We start from the raw sequence: 21,771 nt of genomic DNA, 5'->3' as shown, positions 1-21,771 counted from the left end.
ATCATGAAACATTTCCGCATATTGATCTTCCTGGCCGGCTGTATGACTGCTATTATCAGCTGCAGGAAAGATTACGAAGTTATTCCGCTTGAAAAGGTGACTATCGAGTATGTATTTGACCAGGATGATTCCCTGGGCACTTATGCCAATAAATTTCTCAACAGTATTTATTCAAAACTGCCCGGCGGCTATAACCGCGTAGGGGGCGATCTCCTGGATGCTGCCTCTGATGATGCCATCTCCGGTCTCACAGGTACTTCTTCCGTATCGCAGCTGGCAACGGGCGCTTATACTTCGTATGCTACTATTGCAGATGAATCGCCCTGGAACAATTGCTACGCTGCCATCCGTGCTGCCAGTCTTTTTGTGTCCAACATCGATGTATCTCCTGTGAAGGAAAAATTGCCCAACGGCGCTTCCATCCGTTATGCCTGGAAAGCAGAAGCCCGTTTCATCAGGGCGTTGTTTTATTTTGAACTGCTGAAGCGCTATGGAGGTATACCGTTGATGGGAGATAAGGTAAGGGAATTGGGAGATGATGTACAGATACCACGCAGTTCTTTTGCAGAATGCGTAAGCTATATTGTAAACGAATGCGATGCTATTAAGGACAGTCTGCGCCCCAATCCTGTAGTAGCGCCGGAACTGAACAGCCACCGTGTTACAAGAGGCGCCGCACTGGCATTAAAGGCGCGTGTGCTGTTATACGCAGCCAGCCCATTGTTCAACGGGCAGAATATAGAAGCAGGCAATGCGCTTACTGGATATGCCAGCTATGATAAAGAACGGTGGAAACTGGCGGCAGATGCTGCCCGCGACCTGATCAATGAAAAAACCTTTTCGTTGCTGCCTAATTTCAAAGACGTATTTATTACTCAAAACAACAGTGAGGTGATCTTCTTCCGCCAGGGGGGAAATACTACGGAAATTGAAAGCGCCAACGGACCGGTAGGTTTTGCCGCGGTAGCGAGAGGGCGCACCAATCCCACCCAGGAACTGGTAAATGCTTTCCCTGCCAATACCGGTGTGCCTGTAACAGATCCTGCATCGGGTTATAACCCCGGTAATCCTTATGCCAACCGCGATCCGCGCCTGGCAATGACCATCCTTTACAACGGCGCCCGTTGGCTGAATACAGAGCTGCAAACATTTGAAGGAGGGCAGAACCGGCCAGGGGGTGCAGAACCAGGCACCAAAACATCGTATTACATGCGCAAGTTCATGGGCAACTTTGAAAACGCTACACAATACAGCAATACCAGCCACGACTGGATCATACTGCGTTACACTGAAGTGCTGCTCAATTTTGCCGAAGCGGAGAATGAATACAACGGCCCTACTGCAGCCGTATACCAGGTGCTGAAAGACCTGCGCGCCCGTGCCGGCATCGCTCCCGGTGATAATGGTATGTACGGCCTCAGGGAGAATATGTCGGCAGATGAGATGCGCAATGTAATACGTAACGAAAGAAGGATAGAACTGGCTTTTGAAGAGCACCGTTTCTGGGATATCCGCCGCTGGAAAATTGCGCAGCAGGTATACAGTAAAGCGCTCCACGGTATGAGCATCATCAAGGAAGGACCGGGCTTTAACTACAATGTAACCGAGGTGTTCAAACCTGTTTTTATTGCGCCAAAGATGTACCTGTACCCGATCCCGTATGATGAAGTGGTGAAGAATGATAACATGCGTCAGAATCCAGGCTGGTAAAGTCATATCCCTTACAAGAAATTTAACTGACTGAAGATGAAAAATAGTATACTGTTTCTCCTGCTGCTGCTCACTGCACCGTTCCTCGCAACGGCCCAGCAAAGAATTGTAAGCGGTACGGTAAAAGATATGAACGGCGTACTGCCCGGCGCTTCCATTTCGGAAAAGGGCATGCCCGCAAACGGTGTGATAGCCGATGCCAACGGCCGGTTCAAACTCACGCTGAAAGGTACTTCCCATACGCTGATCGTAAAGCTCATCGGGTTTTCCGCCCGGGAAGTGGATGTGGCCGGCCGCGATGCCGTTGATGTAGTGCTGCAATCATCCACACAGGGCATCGATGAGGTGGTAGTGGTAGGTTTCAATACCGCCAAGCGTATTACCAGTACCGGTGCGGTAAGCGCCATCACCGGTTCGGAAATCCGCAACGTGCCTACTGCCAATGTGCAGAATGCGCTCATGGGAAAACTGCCGGGGTTCGTATCCCAGCAGCGTTCCGGCCAGCCGGGAAAGGATGCGTCCGACTTCTTCATCCGCGGGGTTAGCTCCCTGAATACTGATGGTAATAAGCCGCTGATCATTGTAGATGATATTGAATATTCCTACGACCAGTTACAACAGATCAACGTAAACGAGATTGAAAGTATTTCCATCCTGAAAGATGCATCTACTACAGCGATCTATGGTATCAAAGGTGCAAATGGTGTACTGGTAGTGGCTACCCGTCGCGGTAAAGCAGGGCTTCCACAGGTGAATGTGCGCGTGGAGTCCGGCCAGCAATCGCCTGTTAAAACGCCGAAGTTCCTGAACTCCTATGACGCGGCCACGCTTGTAAATGAAGCGTACAAGAACGATGGTCTTGCGCCTAAGTTCACCGCGCAGGATCTTGAACTGTTTAAAAGCGGCGCCGATCCTTACGGTCATCCTGATATCAACTGGTATGATGCGGTATTCAAAAAGCATGCATACCAGGCCAATACCAACGTGGATGTTTCCGGTGGCACGGATGCCGTGAAGTATTTTATCTCCGGAGGTTTCCTTACGCAAAACGGGTTGGTGAAAGATTTTTCTGATCCCAGGAACGAGGTGAACACCAACTACTTCTTCCGCAGGTATAATTTCCGCTCCAACCTGGATATGCGCGCTACCAAAACGTTAACGATGAGGCTCAATCTCACTACCCGCTTTGGTGATATTAACCAGCCCAAATCGGCCAACGTGGTATCTGAGGTATATAATTTCGAAAAAATACATCCCTACTCTGCGCCGATGATGAACCCCAATGGCAGCTATGCTTATGCAGCAGATACAAAGGATGCGCTGCCAACGCTCAATGCAAGGCTGGCCAACGGCGGTTATAGCCGCACTAAGAGAACAGATTTTGATGTGCTGTATGATATAACGCAGCAGCTGGACTTCCTCACAAAGGGATTGTCGCTTACCGGCCGTATTGCATATGGCGGTATAGAACAATACGCGAGGAACCTGTTCCGTGAAGCGGAGCCGCCTTCTTACTATTACAACCCGGCAGACCAGTCGTATACCCTCGATCCGCGCGGCAACTACCGCCTGCAGAAGTACCGGGTTACAGGCAATACGGATCTCTACAGCCGGAATGTAAATACACAGGCTTTCCTCAGCTATAACCGTATTTTCGGTGATCATTCCTTTAACGGGCTGGCCCTGTATAACAGGCAAAGCTATACGTCGAAGGCAGATATCCCTGCTAACTTCAGGGGCTTCTCCTTTAAGGTGGGTTACAACTATAAACAAAAGTACCTGCTCGATTTCAACGGCGCATACAATGGGTCCGACAGGTTCCAGGCAAAAAAGAGGAACGGCTTCTTCCCGGCTGTGGGCGCAGGCTGGAGCATTTCCGAAGAGCCCTTCTTTAAAAATAATATCTCCTTTGTAAGCCTGCTGAAAATACGCGGGTCATACGGTGTGGTAGGTTCCGATGTTACTTCAGGTAACCGTTACCTGTACCGCCAGGAGTATGTGAACGGCGGCGGTTATTCTTTTGGTGAAAATGATACGCAGAATGGTTCTATCTACGAAGGCGATCTCGGTAATATGGATGTTACATGGGAGAAAGCAAAAAAAGCAGACATAGGGCTCGACGTAAATCTCTTTAAAGACAAACTATCTTTCACGGTAGATTATTTTCACGATATCCGCTTTGATCAGCTGGTACGCAAAGGCTCTGTGCCAAATATAATAGGTATCGGGTATAGTCCTACCAACGTGGCCAGAACCAGCAACCAGGGCTTCGACGGGCAGATTAACTACCGCAGTAATATCCGCCAGGTATTTTTTAATACAAGCCTCGTATTCCAGTATTTTAAAAATAAGGTACTGTTTAGAGATGAAGCACAGCCAGCCTATCCATGGCTGCGGCAAACAGGTCTTCCCATCGATCAGCCATTCGGATACACTTTTATCGGTTACTACACACCGGAAGATGTTCAGAAGATCCAGGCCAATACACACGATAAACCTGCTACTCCGCTCAGTGAATATCCTATCCAGGCGGGTGACCTGAAATATAAGGATATCAATGGCGATGGGGTGATCGATAACAACGACCAGGGACCTATTGGTAAACCCAACCTGGCCAGCACGGTACTGGGACTTACATTGGGCGCCAGTTATAAAGGTTTTAGCGTAAACCTCCTGTTCCAGGGATCGTTCGGGTATAGCTTCAGCGTGGTGGGCACCGGTATCGAAACATTCCAGAGCCAGTTCCAGCCTATACATCAACAACGCTGGACGCCGGAAAATGCGGCGAATGCACAGTTCCCGCGGCTTACCAGCAACCCTACCACTATCAACAGTGCACGCACATATATGTCGGATTTCTGGTTGATTGATGCACGTTACGTGCGACTGAAAACAGTGGACTTAGGCTACCAGCTGCCCAGCCGCTGGTTGCCTGCACGGATAAATAATGCCCGTCTTTACATGAGCGCATATAACCTGTTCACCTGGACCAACTACGATAAGTACCAGCAGGATCCCGAAGTAGCCAGTAACTCCGCAGGAGATGCATATATCAACCAGCGGGTGATCAACCTGGGTATTCAAATCGGCTTTAAATAATATCCTCATGAATAAACTGCTATTGCTGTTGATGACCAGCGGTATTTTCTCTTCCTGTATGAAAAACCCGCTCAATGGTTACAAGAGCCAGGAACGGGCCATCATTTCCTTCCGGTTGCCACAGGGCCAGGTAGGCGCATCAGAAATTGTAAACGGGACAGATTCCGCCACCGTTACCCTATGGGTGGAGGATGATGTAGACCTGAGTGCGGTTAGTCCGCTGGTAACCGTTTCCAAAAGCGCTACCGTGCTTCCTGCGCCGGGCGTGAAAGTGGATTTCGCGAAGAACGGTAACCGGTATACATACCGCGTTACTTCCGAAGCAGGTATACAGAAATACTGGTATGTGCGCATCCTTAAAAAAGCAAACGAGGCTGCCGGTCCGCGGTTGCAACTGCTGCCTAACAATGGCCGTTGGGACCCGAATGTAACTGTGTACAGCGACCTGGATTATAACGATTACCTTACCCGTTACCAGAACTGGAACGGCGGCGACGGATGCTATTCTGCCCTGTTGCCGGACGGCCGCATTGTATGGTCATTCCAGGACAGCTTTTTCGGGCAGGTGAGCGCCGATCGTAACCGCACCAACAACGTAATGCGCCGCAATGCTGCACACCTGCAGCTGGATACGTCTTTACAGAGCTTCATCCAGCTGAACCCCGGCACCGGCAGCGCCAGTGAAACCTGGATCAAATATGGCAATGCCGCGGAAGACCAGGACTGGTACTGGCCAGGAGCCGGGCAGGTACATAATAATAAATTCCAGATGCTGCTGAGTCATGTCAGGAAAACAGGTAACGGCACCTGGGATTTTGCACATACAAGCACAGACCTCGCCATTTTTGATTTGCCCTCCATGCAGCTTAGCCAGATAATAAAAGATAAGGATGTGCTTAGCAACTATAGCGCGGGGAGTATGAAGGCGCCGGACGGCTATACGTATATGTACAGCACGGAGAATGGTTTCCTTACTTCTTCCATGTATGTGGCCCGTGTAGCTGGACAGGACCTTACCGGCGCCTGGGAATATTACAACGGCAGCGGGTGGAGCAATACCCCGGTGAAGTATAATGTTTGCAATGATATCAGCCAGCCTAACGTATTTTATAAAGATGGAAAGTATTACCTGGTATCGCAGCAGATCATTTTCGGGCTCGATATCTATATTCTTGAATCCAGTACGCCTGTTGGCCCCTGGACCAACAAGCGCACCATCTATCACATACCTGATCAATACACGGGGGATATGATCACCTACAACGCCTTTGTGCATCATGCGCTAAGCAGGCAGGGAGAACTGGTGATCTCTTACAATATTAATCCTACTGATTTTGCTACCAACTTTAACAGTCCTGGTAGTGCAGACAGGTACCGGCCATATTTCGTACGGGTATTCAATTGGAAATAGTAAATCATGTTCAATAGCAAAGGAAAAAAAATGCTGGCCTTGTTGATGATAACAGGGCTGGCATTAAAAGCACAGGAAAAGACGTTCAGCTTAAACAGCAGTAACAAAACTGTGCACTGGAAAGTAAAAGCCGCATCGGAAGTGGGGCAGGAGCCGGGTATTTATACGCCCGGGTATAACGATAACAGTTGGGTAAACGGGGTAGTGCCGGGCACTGTATTCGGTGCGTTTGTTGAAGCGGGCCTGGAAAAAGATCCCAACTTTGGTGATAATATTTACCAGGTGGATAAGAAAAAATATGACCGCGATTTCTGGTACCGTGCCACGTTTACGCCTACACGTAATACTGCGGAAAAGCAGTGGCTGAATTTCGAAGGGGTGAACCGCAAAGCGGAAGTATACCTGAATGGCCGGCGTATAGGCGCGCTGGATGGTTTTATGGACCGGGGTAAATTTGATGTAACGGATCTGTTGAGATATGATCAGTCTAACGTGCTCCTGTTACTGGTGCGCTGGCCGGGTACCCCTATTGTGAATTATTCCAGTCCAACTTATATTTCCAGCGCCAGCTGGGATTGGATGCCTTATGTGCCTGGTCTTAATATGGGAATTACAGACGATGTATATCTTAGCAGCTCCGGGCAGGTTACCATTGCAGATCCCTGGATACGTACAGCTTTGGAAGATTCATTACGCGCAAAGCTAAGCATCAGCATGGACCTGGATAATCATTCCACCGCTGTGCAGGAAGGAGAAGTGTCAGGTGTTATTCAGCCCGGTAATATCCGTTTTTCTAAAAAAATAAAATTACCGGCAGGGCAATCGGAGCAGGTATCGTTTCACCCGGAAATAGCAGATCCGCAATTGTGGTGGCCGAATGGTTATGGCAGTCAGCCGCTCTATACCTGCCAGTTACAGTTTATATCCGGTGGAGAAACTTCCGATAGTAAAAAGATAACTTTCGGCATAAAACAATATAGTTACGATACCCTTGGCGGTGTGCTGCACATCAGCGTAAATGGTAAACGCATATTTATAAAAGGGGGTAACTGGGGTATGTCTGAATACATGCTGCGTTGCCGCGGCGAAGAGTATAATACGAAGGTGCGCCTGCACAAGGAAATGAACTTTAACATGATCCGCAACTGGATAGGCAGTACCACCGACGAAGAGTTTTATGATGCCTGTGATAAATATGGTATGCTGGTGTGGGACGACTTCTGGCTGAACTCACATCCCAACCTGCCTAAAGATGTTTTTGCCTTTAATAAGAACGCAGTGGAAAAGATCAAACGACTGCGCAACCATCCCAGCATAGCTGTATGGTGCGGAGACAATGAAGGCTATCCTTTACCGCCGCTGAATGGCTGGCTAAAAGAGAATGTAGCCACGTATGATGGCAACGACCGTCTTTACCAGGCTAATTCACATTCGGATGGATTAACGGGCAGTGGCCCCTGGGCTAACTTTATGCCAGCCTGGTACTTCACAAAGTATCCCAATGGCTTTGGCGGAACACCCGGCTGGGGTATGCGCACTGAAATAGGTACTGCCGTTTTTACTTCTTTCGAAAGCTTTAAAAAATTTATGCCGGACAGCAGCTGGTGGCCGCGTAATAAAATGTGGGATCTTCATTTCTTTGGCCCTTCAGCCGCTAATGCAGGCCCGGACAGGTACGACGATGCCATCAACAAAAGTTACGGGAAAGCCACCGGCATTGAAGACTATTGCCGCAAAGCACAACTGGTAAATATAGAAACCAACAAGGCCTTATATGAAGGCTGGCTGCATCATATGTGGAGCGATGCTTCCGGTGTAATGACCTGGATGAGCCAAAGCGCTTACCCGAGCCTGGTATGGCAAACCTATGATTATTACTACGACCTCACCGGTGCTTACTGGGGCGTTAAAAAAGCCTGCGAGCCATTGCATATTCAATGGAGCGCAGCAGATAATTCCGTAAAAGTGATCAACACCACGCGGGAACAGTACCAGGGCTTACAGGCAGAAGCGATTGTGTACAATATGGATGGAATGCCCGCGCCAACATTCGGCAGGAAGGCAACCATTGATGCTGCTTCCAACACTGCCACACCCTGCTTTGATTTAAACTTCAATGTAGATAACCTGGCGTTTAAGAAACCGGCAGTGGCCTCCTCTTCTTCGCCGGAAAGCGCTGGTGCGGGCGCCGTGGCGGATGGCAGCACCGGTTCAAGATGGAGCAGTAATTACACAGATAATGAATGGGTATATGTTGATTTAGGCACTGCGGAAAATATCAGCAGCGTAATGCTGCATTGGGAAGACGCATATGCCAGCGCCTATAACCTGCAGGTATCTGATGATGCAAAGCAATGGAAGGATGTGTACACCACCGACGCTGGTAAAGGAGGCATTGAAACTATTACCATTAAACCGGTGAAAGCACGGTATGTACGTATGCTCGGCCGCAAACGGGCCACTTCATGGGGCTATTCCTTGTTTGATATGGAAGTGTATGGCAAACGCAGCAAGTCGTTAACCGATGTGCAGTTTATCCGCCTGTTGCTGAAAGACGCCCGGGGAAAATTACAATCGGAGAACTTCTATTGGAGAAGCAGCCGTATGACTGATTATACAGCGCTGGACAAGCTACCGCCTGCACAGCTGAAAACAGCTTCCATATTGGAACAGCACGGCGATAGTACCCGCATTATTGCTACTATCACCAATCCCGCTTCTGTTCCTGCATTTGCCGTGCATGTGCAACTACTAAGGGCAGATAACAACGAACGCGTATTACCTGCAGTGATGAATGATAACTATTTTACCTTGTTGAAAAGGGAGAAGAAGCGGGTAGAGATCGCATTTGAAAAAAAATTGTTGAAGGATGGAAAGTATAAGCTGGTGGTAACGCCTTATAATCATTAAGTACATTTTCAGCTATAAGGATGAATTGTTGAAAGCCTTTACCTGCCAGGTAAAGGCTTTTTTTGTGGGGTGAGATATGTTGATTATGACATATGTTTTCTCAATCTACCATGCTTTCTTTAATTTAGCGGAAGAAAAGAAGCAATTTGATAAGCGGCAATTCGTATAGTGACCAGGAGCTGATTAGTCTGCTGAAGCGAGGTGATGTGACTGCATTTGATCTGCTTTACACCCGTCATTGGCCTGGTATGTACCAGGCAGCCTTTTACCTGTTGAGAGACCAGGATGCCTGTATGGACATTATACAGGACATTTTTGCATGGTTATGGGAAAAGCGGGAGCAGCTGGATATACAGGCAGTTCCTTCCTACCTGCGGAGCGCAGTGCGGTTTAAAGTAGCCAATTATATCCGTTCCGGGAAGGTAAGGGAAGAATTTTATGCGGCGCTGGCAGGTTTATCCTTACCCGAAACTCCCGGTCCGCAGGACTTTATGGAGTTAAACGACCTGAAATCGATCATCGGACAGGTGATCAGCAATCTGCCGGAAAAATGCCGTGAAATATTTCTCCTCAGCAGGGACGGACAGCTTACCAATCAACAGATAGCAGACTTACTTAATATTTCAATAAAAACCGTTGAGGCGCAGAAAACAATAGCGCTGAAGCGTATCCGTGCGGCAGTGGACCCCCATCTGCTGGCTTTGTTGCTACTCCCCGTGGTAACCCATTATAGTTAAAACGACCTGTCTCAAAAAAAATTGAGATCCTTTTTAAGGGTATGTCCTTTTAGAACTGCCTATGTATATGACAGGCTGCATATGACAAAAGAAGAAGCAATATTATTGGCGGAAAAAGTGGTATCCGGTACCGCTACCGACGAAGAGCTGTTGCAATACAACCAGCTGTTCAATGCTTTTCAGCAGCAGGGCGGCTGGGATGAATCTTTGCTGGGTAACAAACAGCAACTGGAAAGCGCCATCCGCCAGCGGTTGCAGCCGGTGCTTGAACGCAGGCGATCCGGGTGGGTGACAGGTTGGTATAAATGGGCAGCCGCAGCAGCCGTAGCGCTGTTATTTGGCACAGGCTACTACTTTTACGGACATCGGCAACCGGCAGTACTGGCGCCGCAGGCCATCCGCTTTAAGAATGATATTGTTGCCCCTGCTGGTAATCATGCAGTGCTTACGCTGGGGAACGGTCAGCAGATCCTGTTGGATACTGCCGGCAATGGCACTCTTGCTATACAGGGACAAACCAGCGTTTCCAAAAATGCCAATGGCCAGATCATTTATAATGGTGCGGGTAATGATGTTGGTTTCAACACCATACAGGTACCCAATGGGAGTAAACCACTCGCCGTTGTGCTGGGCGACGGTACCAAAGTATGGATAGATGCAGGTTCTGCGCTTACTTATCCCGCTGCCTTTAATGGTACAAAGCGCGAAGTGTCTGCTGCCGGACAGGTTTATTTTGAAGTAACACAAAACAGTAATCAACCTTTCGTAGTAAAATCGGCCACCAGCAAAACCACCATTGAAGTATTGGGAACCGCCTTTAATCTCCGTTCCTTTAAGGATGAAGAAGAAACGAAGGTGACACTTGTTAGCGGTGCGGTGAAAGTAAACACCGCCGGCGCTTCACAACTGCTGCACCCTGGAGAGCAGGCTGCAGCAACAACCGGAGGCGCTATACAGCTTATAGCCAACGCAGATTTACAACAGGTAACCGCCTGGAAGGAAGGAATGTTTTTCTTTAATGGCGCTGATATCACTACCATAATGTCAGAACTGCAACGATATTATAATATAGACGTCGACTTTCAGACCGATGTTAAAGACTTTTTTGTCGCAAAAATTCCGAGAGACGTTCCGGTATCTCAGATATTGAATTTACTGGAGATGACCAATCTCGTTCATTTTAAAATTGAAGGACGGAAAATTACCGTAATAAAATAGTACATACACCAACCAGGATTTTGGATCCCTGCGGGGCTGGCCACCTTGCAGGAAAGAAAAGGATTGTTATTAGTAAACCGGTCCGTCGGGGCGGTATTTATTCATCAAAAATCAACCAGAACCTATGCTTTCAGGAAAGCTAACTAACGCGCTATACCTTTCGAAATTAAGGGATAGAAGATGGGGCGCGAACTTCTTTGGGACTATTTTATTGTTGGGATGCCTGCTGATAGCCTCCCAGAGCTTTGCACAGAAGGTATCTGTGGATATGAAATCCGGTTCCCTGGAAAAGGCATTCCAGGAAATAGAAAAGCAAACCGGGTACAATTTTATTTACGGGAAAAAACAAATCAGCCAGGCTATACCTGTAAATATTTCTGTTAAAGACCAGGAGCTGGATGTAGTGTTAAAAATGCTGTTCAGCAATCAACCATTCACTTATTCCATGTCCGGTAAATTTATTGCCATCAGGGCAAAGAATGCCCCGGGCAATGAAACAAAACCTAACAACGATATTACTATCCGGGGGAAAGTAACGGATGAGAAAGGGAATCCTGTTCCTTCAGCATCCGTGGTGATCCCGGGTACTCCTTTCGGGGCAATGACCAATGAAAACGGGGAATATGTGATCAACCGGGCCCCGGCAGAAGCACAGCTGGTGGTATCCTATATTTCTTATGAAACACAGCGCATAGCTGTTAAAGGACGCACTGTTGTGGATATTGTTTTAAAACAGCAGGTAAATTCATTGCTGGAAGCAGTAGTGATCGGGTATGGTACTACTACCAAAAGAATGAACACCGGTTCTGTGAGCAGTATTACAGCAAAGGATATTGAAGCGCAACCCGTTTCCAACGTGCTTGCAGCCCTGCCCGGACGTATCCCTGGTGTGCAGATCACACAACAGAATGGTTTGCCGGGTAGTGCTGCTGTTGTGCAGATCAGGGGCCAGGGTTCCCTCAGCTCCGGCACTTTGCCTTTGTATGTGATTGATGGAGTGCCCTTCACGAACTATAACGGCTCTTATCCGCCTACAGATAATCTTAACGCATTAGGCACTACCGGCGCAAACGGCGGTATCAGCCCTTTCAGCATGATCAACCCGGATGATATTGAAAGGATGGATATCCTGAAAGATGCAGATGCCACCGCTATTTATGGTGCAAGGGGCGCGAACGGTGTGATCCTCATCACCACGAAGAAGGGCAAAGCCGGCAAAACAAGGGTAAACCTCAATGCCTATACAGGATCGGGAAAAGTGGGCCATTTCATTCCTATGATGAATACGCAGCAATACCTGGACCTGAGACGGGAAGCTTTTAAAAATGATGGTCTTACTCCGAATACAGCGAATGCGCCGGAGCTTACTGTATGGGACCAGCATGCTTATACCGACTGGCAGAAACTCCTGGTAGGCGGAACCGCAAGAACCACTGATGCGCAGGCTTCTGTTTCAGGAGGAGATGCCAGGACGCATTTTATGTTCAGCGGCGGTTTTCATAAGGAAACCACCGTGTATCCTTCTGATTTTAACAGCCAGCGCTTTACCGGCCGTTTATCTGCAGATCATACTTCTTCCAATGATAAATTCTATGTGGCTGTTACTGCCAACTATTCTAATGATAAAAGCGTTTTGCCGTCATCTGATGTTATTTCCATGTACAACCTGCCGCCTAACATGCCATTGTATGACAGTACCGGCAAATTAGCATGGTCCAGCGGCTTTAGTAACCCATTGGCGCTTCTGCAACGCCGGTACACCAGCACAACGGGTAACCTGATGACAAACGCCAACCTGCGCTATACCATCATTAGAAACCTGAACTTTAAGGTAAATCTCGGCTATACGAATACATCGCTGGACCAGGTAAACCCGCAGCCGGCGTCTACACAAAACCCGGTCAACAATCCGCAGTCACTGGCCACTTTTGCAAACACCAGGTCGCAGAACTACATCGTAGAACCAACCCTCGATTATAGTATTGATATGAAACAGGGCAGACTAAGTTTGCTGGCAGGAGGTACGTATCAGCGGAGCCTCAGTACCGGTCAGAGTGTAGATGGCCGGAATTACAGCAATGAAGCTCTTTTAGGATCCCTGGTGGGCGCCGGCACTATTGTGTTGAATTCCAGTAATTACTTCGATTACCGCTTTGCCTCTGTGTTTGGCCGTATCAATTACGATTACAAACAGAAGTACCTGTTGAATGTAACTTTCCGTCGCGACGCATCTTCCAGGTTTGGACCGGATAATATATACGCCGACTTTGGCGCAGCAGGCGCCGCCTGGTTGTTTTCTGAAGAGGATTTCATTAAAGAGGCACTTCCGTGGCTGGGGCTTGGTAAGCTGAGAGCCAGTTATGGAACCACTGGTAACGACCAGATCAATAATTACCTTTATCTGCCGTTATTGTCGTCGGCCGGCACTTACCTGGGATCTTCAGCGCTCTATCGTGTTACACTGCCTAACCCGGGCATTAAATGGGAAACTACCCGTAAGCTGGAATTTGGCCTGGAGCTGGGGTTGAAGAATGACCGGGCGTCATTTACCGGTAACTACTACCGCAACCGTTCTGCCGATCAGCTCCTGTCGGCTGCGTTGCCTACCCAGTCGGGGTATAACAGCTATAACGTAAACCTGCCCGCACTGATACAAAACAGTGGTGTAGAACTGGAGCTGAATACCCTTAACCTTAAAACATGGAACTTCGGTTGGAGATCCTCGCTGAACGTAACATTTTACAGGAATAAACTCGTGGAATTTCCGGGGATTGAAAAATCTTTTTATGCCAGCAGCTATCTTATAGGACAACCTGTTGATGTGGTGCGGAGATATGTATATACCGGCTATGATCCCAATACAGGTATTCCCCGGTATGTTGATGTGAATAAAGACGGGGCTGTTGATTTCAACAACGACCGCCAGGTCATTAAACCCGGCAATCCTTTCTTTGGCGGATTGAACAATAGTTTCAATTATAGGAACTGGGACCTGAGCTTCTTCCTGCAATTCCATCACAGGAAAGGATCTACCAATACTATCAGTACGCCTGTTGGCAGCAGCAGAAGTAATCAGAATACCTCCCTGCTCGACAGATGGCGTCAACCTGGAGATAATGCTACCTATCCCGCAGCTACTTCCACCCCTGGAACGCCTATCTATCTCGGCTATACGCAGTATTCCAGCTCCACCGCTTTGTGGGGTGATGCCAGCTATATGAAACTGAGATCAGCTTCTCTTTCCTATACATTCCCGAAAGCATGGATCTCGAAAGCCCGGATCAGTAATCTGAAAGTATATGCAGAAGGACAGAACCTGTTTACCTGGGCTAAGAATAAATACATCTATGATCCCGAAACCAGCGTTTCCGGAGGCCCTCCGGGACTCGGTACCGGTATGATCGCCATGCCGCCTTTGAGGACTATTGTATTTGGTATTAACTGTTCATTCTAAATCTGATTCTGATGTTTTGCTTCACAATAAATAGAAAGATAACAACAGCCATATTACTGACAGGGATTGTTTTTTCTTCCTGTAAAAGACTGGTGGAAATAGGCCCGCCAACCACGCAGGTGGGCCTCGACCAGGCTTTTTCCTCTGATGCTACGGCTACCAGCGCGGTGCTGGGTATTTATAATGCCAGTTTTACGAGGGATGTACTTTTCCCGTTGAGCGAAATGCCAGGTCTTTCTGCCGATGAATTGCAGAATAATGTTTCCAGCCCTGCGTTCGATGAATTTAAAACAAACAGTATATCTATCACTAACAGTGTGATCAGCACAGTGCTCTGGGGATATTCCTATTCCACTATTGCGCAGGCCAATGCCATGCTGGATGGTATTACCCGCAGCACGGCATTGTCGGCTCCTGTGAAAAACCAGTTGATGGGAGAAACAAAAGTGTGGAGGGCTTTTATTAACATGTACCTGGTAAATATGTTTGGCGATGTGCCCATGCCGGTGACAGATGATCCTCTTGCCAACGCTACGCTGGCACGTACTCCGGCGGTCCAGGTATGGGCGCAGATCATCAAGGATCTTACAGAAGCACAGGGAGTTTTAACAGATGCCTACCCGGCCGCATTGAGAACAAGAATTAACCGGCAAACCGCCAATGCCCTGCTGGCAAGGGCATACCTGTACCAGAAACAATGGGCCAATGCGGAAACTGCCGCCGGTAATGTGATCAGTTCCGGTGTTTATAGTCTCAATAAAGACCTGAACACCACTTTCAGTAACACCAGCAATGAAGTGATATGGCAACTGGCCACCCTTACAGGAATATCTACCTATACCACCAATAGGGATGCCAACGGCGGCAGCTACGCGGCTGCAGCCGGCACCATTCCTGCAGTAACGTTAACGGATACACTATATAACTCCCTGGAAACCGGAGATCAGCGTAAAACCAGCTGGATAGCTGCAACTGATATCGGCGGAAAGAACTATAAGGTGATCACCAAGTACAAACTGCGGGTCCTGGCATCAGGCGCCAGTACCGGTAATGAGTTCAACGTGATGCTTCGCCTGGCTGAACAATATCTTATAAGAGCAGAAGCGCGTGCCCAACAGGGAAATCTCAGCGGCGCCATTGCCGATGTAGATACCATCAGGGCAAAGGCTGGTCTTCCTGCGCTGGATAACAACATCTCCCAGGCTAACCTGCTGCTTGCCATCGAAAAAGAAAGAAAGGCAGAACTGTTTGGCGAGTGGGGGCACAGGTGGTTTGACCTGAAGCGCACACCGGCTATTTCCGGGGCAGGCAAAACCCGTGCAGATGAAGTGATTGGTGGTATGCGCCCTGCAACATGGAGCAGCACCGACATACTGTACCCCATTCCTGACGGGCAACGCGTTGCCAACCCGGCATTGACACAGAACCCAGGTTATACAAACTAATCTTAAACCAACCATCCGTATTATGAAAAAAGTTCTCCCGGTTATGCTGAGCGCTGGTCTTTTTGCAGCAGCCTTGCCATCACAAGGCCAGGCAAAAATCAGCCAGGACTCGCTAATGAGATATTACGCCAGGCTTGCGCAGGGCAGCGATACAGACAAAAGCCTGCTGGCAGATAAAATGTATGCACTCACCAAAAGTAAAAAAGAAACCGAATGGCTCACCGCTTCCCGTTTCTTCTACCAGTTGAAGATGGCAAAAGTGTCGGACTCCATCACCCTGGCAGCTGAAAAGAAATTCCCCGCAGGCATCACAGTCAGGGATAAACAGCTACAAACAATCTATGATGAAAGTGATCCGGTGAAGAAGGAAGCGCTCTATAAAGCATGGATTAAAAAATTCCCCCAGGGCAAACTGAATGATGATATGATCATTTACGATTATGCCCGTAATAACGTAGGTATTGCATATACCCAGGTGGATAATGTGCCTAAAGCGCTGGAATATGCCAATAGCATCGTTTCCCCTTTCTGGAAGGGACAGGGATGGGTAGGAACGGCAGAACGTCTTATCAAAAAAGGACATAGCGCTGAAGCAAAAGTACTGCTGAAAAAGGCCATCGATGATGCCTGGGAATTCAGAACAACCCGTAAGAATGAAATGGGAGCAAAATTCGCTGCTATAGGCTATCCCGGCTACCTGAGCAGCTATGCGCAGTTGCTGTTCAATGATAAAGAATACGATTCTGCACTGGTATACCTTAAACGTGCTGAACAAGCCGAAACACCGGTAAGACCACAGGTAAACGAAATGTATGCAAAGGTGCTCATCGCAAAAGGAAGCTATAACGAAGCATACACCCGTATGAGTGAAATTGCTGCACAAGGCAAACTGAACAACAGTAATAAAGAATTGCTGGCCGCCGCTTATGCCAAGGTTCGCAACGACAATAACCTGGAAGGCTATATCGACTCACTGAAAAGTGGTTTGGATGTAAAAATGCGCGAGGAGTTCGCAAAGCAGATCATTACAGAACCAGCTCCCGGATTCACCTTGAAGGATGTAGATGGTAACACTGTGTCCCTGGCAGATTACAAAGGGAAAACAATTGTACTGGATTTCTGGGCCACCTGGTGCGGGCCATGTAAAGCATCATTCCCTGCCATGAAGAAAGCAATGGAAAAGTATAAGAGCGATCCTGATGTGAAATTCCTGTTTGTGCACACCTGGGAAAAAGAAGCAGATGCAACCGCTAAGGCTAAGAAATTTGTTACAGGTAACAACTATCCGTTTGAAGTACTGATGGATTTGAAAGATCCTGAAACCGGCGTGAATAAAGTGGTAGATAGCTATAAAGTAAAAGGTATTCCTACCAAGTTTGTGATTGATGGAAAAGGTAATATCAGGTTCCGTTTCACCGGATTTAGTGGTGGTGATGATGCAGCTGTGGCGGAGGTGTCAGCGATGATTACACTGGCGAATCAATAGGAGGGAGATATAAATTTTTAAGGGGTGTCTTCGTTTGGAGGCACCCTTTTTTTGTTGTTTTTATCTGAAGTTTTCCAGGTAGATTTTTTTGATGAATTTTTCTCTTTTTTTTGCTAAATTCATTAACACTATAAGTTAATCCAGTTCTACAGTTTCCTATTTCTGATAACTTAAATTACTCCTGTCAAATGGCGAAAAGTGAAATTACTGTTCTGGTTGTAGGGATATTGATGATCGTTATTGGTATGGCGTTCCGTATTTACGTCAGCAGAAATCGTTTTTACAGAAGAGGAGAAGGTGGATTACAACGCTTTAGTTCCTACCGGAAATCTGTAATCATTCCTGCTTTTGAAACAATGCTGAGAATAATAGGAACTTTATTGGTGATAGGCGGGCTTTCATTTTGTTTTGCTGTTTGGTATAATTCCCGCGGGGTGAAGCATAACAATTCCAGGAAGATTTCAGATACCACAGTTGTTACTTCAAAGAAATCTTCAAAGAAGTCCCGATAGGCTGAATTAAGCTATACTTTAGTTTCATAAGGGGGCTTCTCCATTTGCAAAGAATATTACCTCTTATTCCATATTGGAATTGAAATATACGAGGCCGTTTTGTTTAGCTTAGTTATCAAAAATGGTTAAGTGATCCCCATGTCCGCTTTTTACCTGTTGTCCTAAATTGAATGAAATTTGTCATTTAAGACAAACCGTACAAAAGTTACCTTTGTCATACAGACTAAAATCAAATAGTATGATAAAAGTTGCAATAAACGGATTCGGAAGAATCGGCAGAATGACATTCAGGAAACTGTTTGGTAACAATGAAGTGGAAGTAGTTGCATTAAACGATCTGAGCACCCCTGAAATGCTCGCATATTTACTGAAATATGATTCCGTGCATGGCGTATTTCCCAATACTATAAGCAGCACGGAGAAATCACTGACGGTTGATGGAAAGGAAGTAGCGGTATATGCAGAAAGGAATCTTGAGAACCTGCCCTGGAAAAAACTGGGGATAGATGTGGTACTGGAGTGTACGGGAATCTTTGAATCGAAAGACAAAGCAGCACTGCATTTAAAAGCGGGCGCTAAGAAAGTGATCATATCAGCACCTTCCGACAAGGATGTGAAAACGATTGTATACAATGTTAACCACCAGCTGCTGAATAAGGAAGATGTATTGATCAGCGCGGCATCATGTACTACCAACTGCCTGGCGCCTATGGCTAAAGTATTAAATGACCATTTCGGCATTATTACCGGCCAGATGAATACCATTCACGCCTATACCAATTCACAGCCCCTGATGGATACACCTGATCCTAAAAATGGCTTCCGTAAATCGAGAGCAGCGGCCGACAGTATTGTTCCTTATACCACGGGTGCAGCCAAAGCCATAGGCCTGGTAATACCTGAGCTGAACGGAAAACTGGATGGCGCTTCCCAGCGTGTTCCCGTTCATTCAGGTTCAGTGGTGGAATTGTATACTTTATTGAGTAAAACAACCAGTGAAAAAGAAATAAACGAGGTAATGAAAGGCGCAGCCAACGAATCATACGGCTATAACGAAGATCCCATCGTTTCGCAGGATATAGTGGGAATGAGTTATGGTTCCTTGTTCGACGCTACTCAAACCAAAATTACGGGGATAGGGGATAAGCAACTGCTCAAAACCGTTTCCTGGTATGATAATGAAATGTCATTCGTTTCCCAGTTAACAAGGTTATTGATCAGCTTCGGCAATATATAAATCAGGCAAAGCTTTTCCGGTAGGCAGCCGGGGTGGTATTAAGGTGGCGGATAAAAAGCCGCCTTAAGCCGTTGGCGTCGCCGGTTCCGCATTCTGCTGCTATTTCTTCGAGGCTTAAACGGGTTTCTTCCAGTCGGCGGCGGGCAGCTTCCACCCTGGCTTTTTCAACGAACTTGGCAGGCGTTACCCCCGCCTCCCGGTAAAACACCCGGGAGAAATTCCGGGCGCTCATGGAGGCCCTGACTGCCAGTTGTTCAACAGATAGATCTTCGTCAAGGTGTTCCTGGATCCACTGCAAACTATCTTTTACCGGCCTGTAATCTGTTTTTTGCGTCATGAGGATATTGCTGAACTGCGACTGGTTACCGGGTCGCTTCAGGTATAATACCAGTATCCTGGATACCTCAATGGCCACATCTCTTCCCAGGTCTTCTTCTACCAGCGCCAGTGTAAGATCAATGCCGGTGGATATCCCCGCGGACGTGTAAATATTTCCCTGTTTGATGTAGATAGGATCTTTCTCTACCCTGACCAACGGAAATTTCTCGGCCAGTTTCTCGTGTAGCTGCCAGTGAGTGGTGGCGCGCCTGCCATCCAGCAGCCCGGTTTCCGCCAGGATAAAAGCTCCTGCACAAATAGAGGCGATGCGGGTTTTTGGTTTGTTCTTATTGATTTTTTGAATCCATTTCAGTACATGGGCCGGTCCTCCCTTCCTGTATTCTCCCCTGCCGGCAATGATCACGGTATCTATCGGGTAGCGGATCCCTGAAATACCCCCTTCGCAAATGACCGGCATTCCGGATGAAGTAGGAACAGCCATCGTATTATCCATCGATACCAGGTGTGTAGTATAGCATTTATCTTTTGCCTTTCTGTGCCTTGCCATATAGTCGGAGGTTTTGGAAAAAACTTCCAATGGGCCCGCTACGTCTAACAATGAGGTTTGCGGAGGCACCAGTATTACGATATGTCTTGTTTTATCCATGTTGGCTGAAAATGAATATTTGTGTAAAAATAAGACATTTTATTTTCAACTGAAAAATCAGCATTTGACAGGACTGGGTAATTGCAAATAAAAGCTTAAAGCTATGAAGTGAAGAACAAATTCTATGTAAAGAGAGAGTTAGCAGTTCAGGATAGGAGAATAATAGGGACGGTAATCCAACACTTAGCTATAGCTTTTCTTTAATAAGAGTAGCTGTAAAGAACAGGTTATGATATTCTGCATGATATTACTTTCGTGTATCCGTTCCAGTGATTTCAGCTATAAGCAAAAAAAGCATCGCTCCCGCGGTGCCTTTCAAAATTTAAGAGCGTCCGCTTCAAAAGTGCGGGGAATGTGAATTCAATGGAACCGCTTCCTCGCGCAGCTGATTTTATTTTTTGTTTAATGTGTTTTTAGTTTGACATTTACTAACCAACCTGGTTACCTGATTTTCCGGATCACTTAAGACTCCACTTTTTGAGAAACTCCATTGAAGATCTGATTATTCCTTTGTTTTTATTTATTTACAACCGGGCCAACGATTTTGTAAACAAGTTATCTTGAGCACAAACGAGGTAAACCTGAAAATTGGTTAAATTATTTAAGTTCTTAAGAGCTCTTTGCAAATACTTTGGAATTTGAGGAAATTTGTGTTAACAGTATAAGTTGCTTGTCCGGGTATTTTGAGGGATCGTATGAAGATGGATGGTTAGGAAGTGTTTCCCTTATTTTCCTCTTCCATTCTCCATAATGTCGTATCAACGTGCATTTTAGCCCGTTATAACGTTTATTGTAAATTTACCGTAGTTTGCATTTCAATAAGAAGATAGTCTATTGTCTACTAACGAATTATATAAAGAAAGAGAACTGCTGCGGCGACTTGCAGAAGGGGATGAGCTGGTGTTCCGGGAGCTGTTTGATCAGTATCGGGACATGGTGTATGCAAAAGCACTTCATTTCATGAAAACACCAGTGCTGGCTGAAGATATCTTACAGGATGTATTTCTTCAGATCTGGCGCTACCGTGATCGCATGGCAGGCATCCAGAATTTTAAAGCCTATCTTAATACCGTTTCCCGTAATCTGATTTACAGCCATTTCCGGAAAATGGCCAATAATTCCCTACTGTTGGAAAAAATAGAAGAACAGCAGGAGAGTGAAACCGGCCCGGATGTATTCAGTAAAGTGGAGGCTAAGGAGCTGCAGGAGGCTCTTAACACAGCTTTGGGGCTTCTGACGAACCAGCAGCGAAAGGTATTCGAATTGAGCCGGATACAGGGGTTATCACATCCGGAGATTGCCGAAATGTTGAATATGCAACGGGAAACTGTAAAAAAACACATCAGTGATGCTTTGCGTACTATCCGGGGGAATCTCCATCGTTTCCCAATATTGATGCAAACCGGCATTTTACTGTATATCTATACGCGTTAAATTTTTTTTCCTTTTTTCTTCCCCTATTTGATTGTTCGTGCGTCATAGTTAATATGGCCAATGAATATCTTAATTATCTATTAAACCAATATCAACATGGTCGGCTAAGTCCGGAAGAACGTCAGCAATTGCT

At 46.9% G+C, this 21,771-nt stretch carries 13 protein-coding genes; 12 read left to right on the top strand and 1 reads right to left on the bottom strand.

Features of this window, described 5'->3' with window-relative positions; all coding sequences use genetic code 11:
- Positions 1–3: 3 nt before the first annotated feature.
- The 11 genes from ABIE50_RS27490 (at position 4) to gap (ending at position 19,219) form a co-directional block, all read left to right on the top strand.
- Positions 4–1,710 (top strand): RagB/SusD family nutrient uptake outer membrane protein, encoded by a 1,707-nt coding sequence (locus tag ABIE50_RS27490; protein ID WP_209866156.1) that lies wholly within the window; start codon positions 4–6, stop codon positions 1,708–1,710.
- Positions 1,711–1,746: 36 nt separating this feature from the next.
- Positions 1,747–4,809 (top strand): SusC/RagA family TonB-linked outer membrane protein, encoded by a 3,063-nt coding sequence (locus ABIE50_RS27485; RefSeq protein WP_209866152.1) that lies wholly within the window; start codon positions 1,747–1,749, stop codon positions 4,807–4,809.
- A gap of 7 nt (positions 4,810–4,816) precedes the next feature.
- Complete coding sequence (locus tag ABIE50_RS27480; protein WP_209866149.1) at positions 4,817–6,220, top strand: DUF5005 domain-containing protein; 1,404 nt, start codon at positions 4,817–4,819, stop codon at positions 6,218–6,220.
- A gap of 6 nt (positions 6,221–6,226) precedes the next feature.
- Positions 6,227–9,130 (top strand): discoidin domain-containing protein, encoded by a 2,904-nt coding sequence (locus ABIE50_RS27475; protein WP_209866146.1) that lies wholly within the window; start codon positions 6,227–6,229, stop codon positions 9,128–9,130.
- Positions 9,131–9,336: 206 nt separating this feature from the next.
- Entirely contained in the window at positions 9,337–9,867 is a 531-nt protein-coding gene (locus tag ABIE50_RS27470) for an RNA polymerase sigma-70 factor (RefSeq protein ID WP_209866143.1), read from the top strand.
- 81 nt (positions 9,868–9,948) lie between these two features.
- Positions 9,949–11,085 (top strand): FecR family protein, encoded by a 1,137-nt coding sequence (locus tag ABIE50_RS27465; RefSeq protein ID WP_209866140.1) that lies wholly within the window; start codon positions 9,949–9,951, stop codon positions 11,083–11,085.
- Positions 11,086–11,209: 124 nt separating this feature from the next.
- Complete coding sequence (locus ABIE50_RS27460; protein WP_209866137.1) at positions 11,210–14,539, top strand: TonB-dependent receptor; 3,330 nt, start codon at positions 11,210–11,212, stop codon at positions 14,537–14,539.
- A gap of 11 nt (positions 14,540–14,550) precedes the next feature.
- Positions 14,551–15,984, top strand: coding sequence for a RagB/SusD family nutrient uptake outer membrane protein (locus ABIE50_RS27455; RefSeq protein WP_209866134.1), 1,434 nt, complete (start codon positions 14,551–14,553; stop codon positions 15,982–15,984).
- Positions 15,985–16,006: 22 nt separating this feature from the next.
- Complete coding sequence (locus tag ABIE50_RS27450) at positions 16,007–17,470, top strand: redoxin domain-containing protein (RefSeq protein ID WP_209866131.1); 1,464 nt, start codon at positions 16,007–16,009, stop codon at positions 17,468–17,470.
- Between the two features lie 188 nt (positions 17,471–17,658).
- The gene (locus ABIE50_RS27445) at positions 17,659–17,982 is read left to right on the top strand and encodes a hypothetical protein (protein WP_209866128.1); all 324 of its coding nucleotides are present in this window, start codon (positions 17,659–17,661) and stop codon (positions 17,980–17,982) included.
- Positions 17,983–18,220: 238 nt separating this feature from the next.
- Positions 18,221–19,219, top strand: a complete 999-nt coding sequence (gap, locus tag ABIE50_RS27440; RefSeq protein WP_209866126.1) for a type I glyceraldehyde-3-phosphate dehydrogenase — start codon at positions 18,221–18,223, stop codon at positions 19,217–19,219.
- Between the two features lies 1 nt (position 19,220).
- Here gap and ABIE50_RS27435 read toward each other — a convergent pair whose 3' ends face one another.
- Positions 19,221–20,204: a GlxA family transcriptional regulator gene (locus ABIE50_RS27435; RefSeq protein WP_209866123.1), complete on the bottom strand. Its 984-nt coding sequence runs from the start codon at positions 20,202–20,204 to the stop codon at positions 19,221–19,223.
- A gap of 834 nt (positions 20,205–21,038) precedes the next feature.
- On the opposite strand from ABIE50_RS27435, the gene ABIE50_RS27430 reads away from it, so the two are divergent.
- Entirely contained in the window at positions 21,039–21,638 is a 600-nt protein-coding gene (locus tag ABIE50_RS27430) for an RNA polymerase sigma factor (RefSeq protein ID WP_209866121.1), read from the top strand.
- Positions 21,639–21,771 lie beyond the last annotated feature (133 nt).

This window comes from Chitinophaga sp. OAE865 (assembly GCF_040546735.1).
GTDB lineage: Bacteria > Bacteroidota > Bacteroidia > Chitinophagales > Chitinophagaceae > Chitinophaga > Chitinophaga polysaccharea_A.
This window is presented reverse-complemented; position numbering and strand designations above follow the sequence as displayed.

Bases quoted from the DNA above. Each gene is read 5' to 3' on its own strand.
- ABIE50_RS27490 (WP_209866156.1), top strand. From the start codon at position 4: ATGAAACATTTCCGCATATTGATCTTCCTGGCCGGCTGTATGACTGCT.
- ABIE50_RS27485 (WP_209866152.1), top strand. From the start codon at position 1,747: ATGAAAAATAGTATACTGTTTCTCCTGCTGCTGCTCACTGCACCGTTC.
- ABIE50_RS27480 (WP_209866149.1), top strand. From the start codon at position 4,817: ATGAATAAACTGCTATTGCTGTTGATGACCAGCGGTATTTTCTCTTCC.
- ABIE50_RS27475 (WP_209866146.1), top strand. From the start codon at position 6,227: ATGTTCAATAGCAAAGGAAAAAAAATGCTGGCCTTGTTGATGATAACA.
- ABIE50_RS27465 (WP_209866140.1), top strand. From the start codon at position 9,949: ATGACAAAAGAAGAAGCAATATTATTGGCGGAAAAAGTGGTATCCGGT.
- ABIE50_RS27460 (WP_209866137.1), top strand. From the start codon at position 11,210: ATGCTTTCAGGAAAGCTAACTAACGCGCTATACCTTTCGAAATTAAGG.
- ABIE50_RS27455 (WP_209866134.1), top strand. From the start codon at position 14,551: ATGTTTTGCTTCACAATAAATAGAAAGATAACAACAGCCATATTACTG.
- ABIE50_RS27450 (WP_209866131.1), top strand. From the start codon at position 16,007: ATGAAAAAAGTTCTCCCGGTTATGCTGAGCGCTGGTCTTTTTGCAGCA.
- ABIE50_RS27445 (WP_209866128.1), top strand. From the start codon at position 17,659: ATGGCGAAAAGTGAAATTACTGTTCTGGTTGTAGGGATATTGATGATC.
- gap (WP_209866126.1), top strand. From the start codon at position 18,221: ATGATAAAAGTTGCAATAAACGGATTCGGAAGAATCGGCAGAATGACA.
- ABIE50_RS27435 (WP_209866123.1), bottom strand. From the start codon at position 20,204: ATGGATAAAACAAGACATATCGTAATACTGGTGCCTCCGCAAACCTCA.